The organism is Methylobacterium sp. WCS2018Hpa-22, from assembly GCF_031843785.1.
GTDB lineage: Bacteria > Pseudomonadota > Alphaproteobacteria > Rhizobiales > Beijerinckiaceae > Methylobacterium.
Genome location: NZ_JAVTJA010000030.1, coordinates 19491 through 27125, shown reverse-complemented (window position 1 = coordinate 27125; position 7635 = coordinate 19491). Strand labels below are relative to the sequence as shown.

Below are 7635 nucleotides of genomic sequence, written 5' to 3'. Positions count from 1 at the left end.
AGAGGCTTAGAGATGTGTCCCGACCCAACGTGGGCGGGCGCAGCTCTAAGGACGGACGGCGAAGAGGCGACGTCAAACGAAAAGGTGCCCCGACCTCGCGGCCGGAGCACCCGTGGACGAAGACGAGACCGGGGCGCGAAGCCCCAGGGCCTCAATCCTCCTTCTTGTCTTCTTCAGCCTCGGCGGCCTCTTCGGCCTCAGCCTCGGCCTTCTCTTCGGCAGCTTCGGTCGACTGCGCCTCGGCGATCGCGGCCTCTTCGGCCTCGACCTCGGCGCCGAGCACGGTCGGCGGCACGACGTTGGCGACGACGGCCTCGGCCTCACCGGTGAAGGTCGTGTTGGCCGGCAGCTTCACGGCTTCGATGTGGATCGAATCGCCGATCTGGAGACCGGTGAGATCGACCTCGACCGCGTCGGGGATCGCGTCTGCGGGCACTTCGAGCGAGAGCGTGTGCAGGACGACGTTCAGGGTGCCGCCATTCTTCTTGATGCCGGGGGCCTCATCCTCGTTGATGAAGTGCACGGGCACTTCGACGGTGAGGCTCTGGCCGGCGACGACACGCAGGAAGTCGACATGCAGCGGCACACCGGTCACCGGATCGAGCTGGAAGTCGCGCGGGATCGCGCGGGTCTTGCGACCACCGGCATTGATCTCGAACAGCGTGGTCTTGAAACCGCCGGCATAGATCAAGGTCCGGGTGCGGACGAGGTCGATGGCGATGGATTGCGGAGCCTGGCCACCACCATAGATGACGGCGGGAACGTTGCCCTGGCGACGAACTTCCCGGGCGGCCCCCTTGCCGACCCGGTCGCGTGCCACGGCCTCAAGCGGCTTTACTGCGCTCATGGCGTGATCCTTCAAACAAAACAGAAAAAAGCCGCGAAACGCCAAAGGCCGCCCGAAACGGACGGCCCTCACCGATCCACGACGCGCCCGTGCCTCCAAGGGTGTCTGGCGGGCGCGTGTGGTGCATACCCGCAAGTGACCGGAAGTGCAATGTTTCCGCTTCGATGGCCTTCGCCCGCATATCGGAAGACATCGTTGCGATCTGCTCCGGCGCGCGACCGGTGCTGAAGCAGACTCGTCGAATTCCGGCCGCCCGTCCTATTTCGGGCCGCCTCCCCCGCCCCCCCCCGTGGCCAGGTTGCGGCGGGTATCGGCCTGCCCGCTGACATCGCCGAAATACTTCGTCGCATCACCGAGCTGCATCGACGGCATGCAATTGGGGGTGCAGGAATAGGATTCCCGGTCCAGTCCGCGCTGCACCGTGACGATCGAGCCTTGAGCGGCTTGGACGCTGACGATGGATTCGGCGAGCATAGTGCCGGACGCGTCGAGGGCGATGAGATTGGTAGAGCCGAAGCTCTTGCCGGTCAGGATGACGATCCCGTTCCGCTGGAGCGCCACATCCGCCACCAGCGGGTTGCCGACGATCACCGTCTGCGTCCGCTCGGGCAGGCGAATGACCTTGGCATTGTCGACGCTCACCGCCACGGTGGCCGGGGCCGTCTCCGCCAGGGCGGGCACCGCGCCGAGGGCGAGGCAGAGAGCCACTCCGACCCCTCGAGCGTGGCGCGTCAGGCGCGAGGGTGTCGGCAGTGACCGGTGGCCCATGGCTCTGATGCTCTCGGCTAAACCCGCGCGTTTCCGGCTGAGCCCCCATGCGGAACGGCCAGCCTCTCTTCGTCAGGCGAGTGTTAAGCACGTGGTGGTGAACGAAGCGCTAAGGCCGTTCGGCACAAATCCCGACGCATCGGTCCGTGCCGTCTCGACGAAATGATTTGGCATCATGTCGCCATGGCGACTGTCATGGCAGTAGATTTTTCACGAGATGCAGCGGAGTTTGTTCTTCGCGGAATGTGTAAAAACACATCTTTTTCATTCATTTCCCTTTTACCAAAAGACAATCGAGGGGTTCTCGACGCTATTTGCATGGCCGATTTAACCCAATCTCAAGAGAAAACGGGCAATGTTGTTTTCAGTCGCCGATCGAGACAAGGCAACGTTCGACGGCAACTTGGCAAGACAACCAATCGGGAAATACTGTTATGTCGAGCATCTTCAAGCGTTTTGCCGCCGATGAATCCGGCGCTACGGCCATCGAATACGGCCTCATCGCCTCGCTCATCGCGGTGGCTATCATTACTGGGCTTACCACTCTTTCGGGTAGCATTACGGGCGCCTTCGATAAAGTTGGGTCGAGTTTGGCCAAGTAAGTAACGCTGAGTGGCTCCATAAAGTCATCCGTTGCAGAATTCTGTGCCGGTCATGCTTTAACCGGATGTCCATTGGTACAGTAATAGCGCCGTCAGACGGTCTTTTTAGATCGTCCGACGCTGCCATTTGTATTATTTCGGCGTTGTTGGTTCCGCCGTCCATGATCATGGCCTTACTCACTTTGCTAATAATAACAACCTGACCGGTTTCGGATCACCGGAACCCGCCGGGCGTATTTTCCGGCCGAGATCGAGGCTGTTCCCATGGCAAGCGTCGTGCTGCTGATCGTGTTTCCGTTCCTGATGGCCTATGCGGCCGTCCGCGACCTGTTGACCATGCTGATCCCGAACATGGTGTCCCTTCTCCTGCTGGCAGGCTTCGCTCTGTTCGCGGTCGCGACGGGATTATGGGGATGGGACCTCATGAACCATCTCGGTGCCGGGGCAGTGACGCTGGTCGTTACTTTTACCCTCTTCGCCTTGGGCAAAATCGGCGGTGGCGATGCCAAGCTTGCCGCTGCAACGGCGGTATGGATCGGGTTCGACCGGTTGTTTGAGTATCTGGCAGTCGCCTCGCTCGCCGGGGGTGCGCTCTCCCTGGCGATCCTGATGGCGCGGGCGCATCCGCTGCCGCCGCTGCTCGGCCGTCTGCCCTTCGCCCTCCACCTGCACGATGCGAAGACGGGCGTGCCCTACGGAATCGCCCTCTCCTTCGGCGCCCTGATCGTGATCCCGGAGACCATGACCTGGGCAAGAATGATGGCATCGTGATATAAGATGCACGTCCAGGGTGAGCTTGCCGAGCCCGGTCTGAAGCCTGGAAAGTCCTGACCTCAGCAAGAGCAGACCTGTCGCAGGACAGTCGCATTCGGCCATCGTTAGTTTTTGTTAACCGTAATTTGAGGAATCCCGTCGAACAAGGGATGGTGACGGCACGAGGCCGTCCTGTCAGGTTCGAACACGGCGATGAAACCAGCCCGCCTTGCCGTTCTCGCCATCGCCCTCGCCGCCGGGGGCGGGGCCGCGTTTCTGATGAGCGGCAGCGATGCACCGCCCCCGGCCCAGCCGGTGGTCCAGGCGCCCCCTCCCCCGCTCCCGGTCACGGATGTGCTGGTTGCCGCCGCCGACCTGCCGATGGGGCAGAACATCCAGGCAGCCGACCTGCGTTGGCAGCCCTGGCCCGACCAGGCAATCACCGTCGGCTACATGACGCGCTCTGTGTCGCCCAACGCCATGGAAACCATCATCGGTTCGATCACCCGCAGCGCCTTCCTCGCGGGCGAGCCGATCCGCCCGCAGAAAATCGCGCGGTCCGACGGCGGCTTCATGGCGGCGATCCTGCCCTCCGGCATGCGTGCCGTCGCCATCGTCACCGATACGCGCGGCTCGAGTTCGGCCGGCGGCTTCATCCTCCCCAACGACCATGTCGACGTCATCCGCACCTATCGGGACGAGGATGCTTCGCGCTCCGGCGGTGGCGAGGCGCAGATCTCCGAGACCCTGCTCACCGACATCCGCGTGCTCGCCGTCGGCCAGATCGTCCAGGAGAAAAACGGGACGAATGTCGTCACCGGCGAGACGGCGACCCTCGCCTTGACGCCGTCCCAGGCCGAAACCGTCACCCTGGCGCAGAAGGTGGGACAGCTCTCCCTCTCCCTGCGCAGCCTCGTGGATGCCGGCCGAACCGTGGATGCCGTACCCGAGACGCAGCAGGATTCCGCGATCACCGTCGTGCGCTTCGGCGTCGCCAGACAACAACCGCGTCGCTGAGATGCCGAACCGCGCGATGTTCAAGGATTCTTCGATGACCACGAGACATCGCGTCCGCGTGGGCAGCCTGGCCGCGTTCGCGGCCCTCGTGGGGCTGACATCCCCGGCCCCGCCCGCTGTGGCGGCGCCGAGAGACAGCTTCACGCCCGCCCCGATCGTCGATGTCGGGGGCAATGAATCCGGCACCTCGCGCCGCGTCGAGCTGACGACCGGGCGCTCCCTCGTGATCGACCTGCCGCGCGACGCCAAGGAGGTCTTCGTCGCCAATCCGAAAGTGGCCAACGCCGTGGTGCGCTCGACCCGCAAGGTCTTCGTGATCGGCATGGAGGACGGAGCGACCTCGATCTTCATCATGGATGCCGAAGGCCGCCAGATCACCGCCCTCGACGTCACCGTGGCGCGCGACCTCAAGCTCGGAACCCTGCGGCAGATCCTGCTCCAGAGCATCGTTGGCGGGCGGTTCGACATCCGGACCGCGGGGGATTCCCTGATCCTGTCGGGCACGGTCGGTTCCGCTGCGGAGGCGGCCCAGGCCATGGACATCGCCACTGCCTTCGTTGGTCAGTCCGGCGGCGGTGCCGGCGGTCCTGGCGCGAAGGGCGCGGTCATCAACAACCTCACCATCCGGGGCAAGGATCAGGTGATGCTCCGCGTCACCGTGGTCGAGGTCGCACGGACGGTACTCAAGCAGTTCGGCGTCAATCTCAGCGGCAACTGGTCCGGATTCAACCTCGCGAACGTCGCGCCCTTCGGTCTCAATGGCGGGCAATTCCCGAACGGGAACGAGATCAGGGCGACGATCAACGCAGGCGGCGGGGCGAGCGTCTCGGCGACCTTGCGCGCCTTCGAGCAGGCCGGCGTCTCGCGCATTCTCGCGGAGCCGACGCTCACCGCCATTTCGGGGGAATCCGCCAAGTTCACGGCCGGCGGCGAGCTTCCCGTGCCCGCCACCCAGAACTGCACCGGCGGCGTCTGCACCACCGGCATCACGTTCAAGACCTATGGCGTGACCCTGAACTTCACGCCGGTGGTGATGGCCGAGAACCGCATCTCCGTGCGCGTCGCGACGGAGGTCTCCGAGATCGACCAGACGAACTCCTTCACCTTCACCCAGGGCGATTCCACGGTCTCGGTGCCCGGTTTCACCTTGCGCAAGACCGAGACCACGGTGGAGCTCGCCTCCGGCGGAACCATGATGACCGCCGGCCTGATCCAGCAACGCAACAAGGCCTCCGTCGGCGGTCTGCCCGGCCTCGTGAACCTGCCCATCCTCGGAGCCCTGTTCCGTTCGCGCGACTACCAGCGCCAGGAAACCGAACTCATGATCATGGTGACGCCCTACATCGCTAAGGCGATGGAGGCGAAGCAGGTGGCGCGGCCGGATGACGGCTTCATCGATGCCCAGGACGGCCAGGGGATCCTGCTCGGACGCTTGAACCGGGTCTACGGTTCGGCTCGCACCGCGCCGCTCGGCGCCACGTATCGCGGACGCGTCGGCTTCATCACCGACTGACGCCCCGTGCGAGATCCGCGCAGCCACGACATTGCAGGACGAAGCGGCCCCGGCCCCATCAGGACCCGACCCCCATGTCACTCATCCCGTTCCGCTCCCCCCTCGCCGTGCTCGCCTCGATCGCCCTGGCCGCGACTTTGGGTGCCTGCCGCGCCGACCGCGCCGAGACCACCGGTTCGCTCTATCCCGCCGATTACCGGGCCCGTCATCCCATCGTGCTCGCCGACGACACGCGCTCGCTCGATGTCTTCGTCACCGGTACCGGTCATATCGATCCGCGACAGCGCGCCGATATCGAGGCCTTCCTGCTGGAATTCCGCCGCTACGGGCGCGGCACCGTGATCCTCGACATGCCGCGCGGCGTCTCGCCGTCGCTCGGCGCAGCCGTGGAGCGGACCGGTGCCGGTATCCGCAGGCTGGGTGCAGAGAACGGTGTCGGCGGAGGGCAGATGGTGGTCACCGGCTACGCGGTCGCGGACCCATTCCTCGCCTCGCCCCTGCGCCTCAGCTTCCGGCGCCTGGAGGCGAAGGTCGGCAACCAATGCGGCCTGTGGCCCCAGGATCTCGGGGCCGGAAGCCCTGCCTTCTCCGCGCGCAACGAGACGCATTGGAACCTCGGCTGCGCCATGCAGTCCAATGTCGCGAGCCAGGTCGCCGATCCGGTGGACCTCGTGCGCGGACGCCCGGAGGGGCGCATCGACGCGGTCCAGCGCACTATGGACATCAACAAACTGCGCGAGGGCAAGGATCCGTCAACCATATGGCGCCAGGATGGGAAGACGTCGGTGAAGGCAGCCATCGATAACTGATCGACGCTCCCCTTCCGTCGTTCGACAGAGCTTCGGCCTTCGTTTCCAACCAGAGACCGGACCCCGCCCCATGCCCGATATCAACGAGTCACCCGAGCGCATCATCGCTCCGGTGCCGCGGATCACGATCCAGGCATTCTGCGAGACCGGCGAAACGGCCGCGACGATCGAGGCGGCCGGGAGCGACAGGCGGCTGCAGAAGGCGCAGATCAAGATCCAGATGGGCGGTGGTCCCGCCGCCGTCGAGGCGTTCCGTCACGCGCCCACGCCGAACGTCGTCATCATCGAGACGCAGAGCGCGAAGTCGCGTCCCCTGGAGATCCTCGATTCCCTGGCGGAAGTCTGTGACGAAGGGACGAAGGTCGTCGTCATCGGCCATGTCAACGACGTGCAGCTCTACCGCCAGTTCATCCAGCGCGGCGTGAGCGAGTACCTGATGGCGCCGGTGGAGCCGGTCGTCCTGATCCAGGCCCTGTCCGACCTGTTCACTGCGCCCGGCGCCCGGCCGGTGGGGCGCACCATCGCGGTGGTGGGCGCCAAGGGCGGCGTCGGCTCGTCCACCATCGCCCACAACCTCGCCTGGACCGTGGCACGCGAGCACGCGATGGCCACCGTCATCGCCGATCTCGACATCGCCTTCGGGTCGGCGAGCCTCAACTTCAACCAGGATCCGCCGCAGGGCATCGCCGAAGCGGTCTTCGCGCCCGAGCGCCTCGATTCCAACCTCCTCGACCGGCTGCTCTCGAAATGCAGCGACAATCTCTCGCTTCTCTCCGCGCCCGCCACCCTCGACCGGACGACGGACCTGAACGAGACCTCCTTCGACAACCTCATCGACCTGATGCGGGCGGCCGTGCCCTGCGTGGTCCTCGATGTCCCCCATACCTGGTCGGCCTGGACCCGGCGCCTGCTGATCTCGTCCGACGAGATCATCCTCGTCGCCCAGCCTGAACTCGCCTCCTTGCGCAACCTCAAGAACCTGCTGACCCTGCTGCAGCAGAACAGGCCGAACGACGCCCGTCCGCGCATCGTCCTCAACAGCGTCGGCGTGCCGAAGCGGCCGGAAATCTCGGCCGGCGAGTTCGCGAAGGCCCTGGACGCCACGCTGACGGCGACGATTCCCTATGACCCCGCCCTGTTCGGCACGGCGGCGAATAACGGCCAGATGATCGCCGAGGTCCAGGCCGGCGCCAAGGCGTCGGACGTGTTCTCCGAACTCGCCGCACGCATGATCGGCCGCCCCGAGGCGCGCCGCCCCCGCGGGAAGCTGTTCGAGCCCCTCTTGTCCCGGTTGTCCCGACGCAAGGCGTCCTGATGGACCCGAAC

The 7635-nt window shown here is 65.3% G+C and carries 8 protein-coding genes; 6 read left to right on the top strand and 2 right to left on the bottom strand.

The annotated features are described in order from the left end of the window. Positions 1-151: 151 nt before the first annotated feature. Entirely contained in the window at positions 152-847 is a 696-nt protein-coding gene (locus tag RQI43_RS24095) for a 50S ribosomal protein L25/general stress protein Ctc (protein ID WP_056432735.1), read from the bottom strand. Positions 848-1105: 258 nt separating this feature from the next. Continuing rightward, positions 1106-1615, bottom strand: a complete 510-nt coding sequence (locus RQI43_RS24090; protein ID WP_311276845.1) for a pilus assembly protein N-terminal domain-containing protein — start codon at positions 1613-1615, stop codon at positions 1106-1108. 434 nt (positions 1616-2049) lie between these two features. Between RQI43_RS24090 and RQI43_RS24085 the strand changes: the two genes are divergently transcribed. The 6 genes from RQI43_RS24085 to RQI43_RS24060 all read left to right on the top strand — a co-directional run bounded on the left by RQI43_RS24085 (position 2050) and on the right by RQI43_RS24060 (position 7624). Beyond that, on the top strand, positions 2050-2217 hold the full coding sequence (locus tag RQI43_RS24085) for a Flp family type IVb pilin (RefSeq protein WP_311276844.1): 168 nt from the start codon (positions 2050-2052) through the stop codon (positions 2215-2217). 264 nt (positions 2218-2481) lie between these two features. Beyond that, positions 2482-2988, top strand: a complete 507-nt coding sequence (locus RQI43_RS24080; RefSeq protein ID WP_311276843.1) for a prepilin peptidase — start codon at positions 2482-2484, stop codon at positions 2986-2988. A 195-nt stretch (positions 2989-3183) separates the two neighbouring features. Further along, positions 3184-3987, top strand: coding sequence for a Flp pilus assembly protein CpaB (cpaB, locus tag RQI43_RS24075; protein ID WP_056432727.1), 804 nt, complete (start codon positions 3184-3186; stop codon positions 3985-3987). A gap of 34 nt (positions 3988-4021) precedes the next feature. Continuing rightward, the gene (locus RQI43_RS24070; RefSeq protein WP_405030695.1) at positions 4022-5500 is read left to right on the top strand and encodes a type II and III secretion system protein family protein; all 1479 of its coding nucleotides are present in this window, start codon (positions 4022-4024) and stop codon (positions 5498-5500) included. Between the two features lie 74 nt (positions 5501-5574). Then, a complete protein-coding gene (locus tag RQI43_RS24065; protein ID WP_311276841.1) occupies positions 5575-6309 on the top strand; it encodes a CpaD family pilus assembly protein in 735 nt (244 codons plus the stop codon). A gap of 70 nt (positions 6310-6379) precedes the next feature. Next, a complete protein-coding gene (locus RQI43_RS24060) occupies positions 6380-7624 on the top strand; it encodes an AAA family ATPase (RefSeq protein ID WP_311276840.1) in 1245 nt (414 codons plus the stop codon). Positions 7625-7635 lie beyond the last annotated feature (11 nt).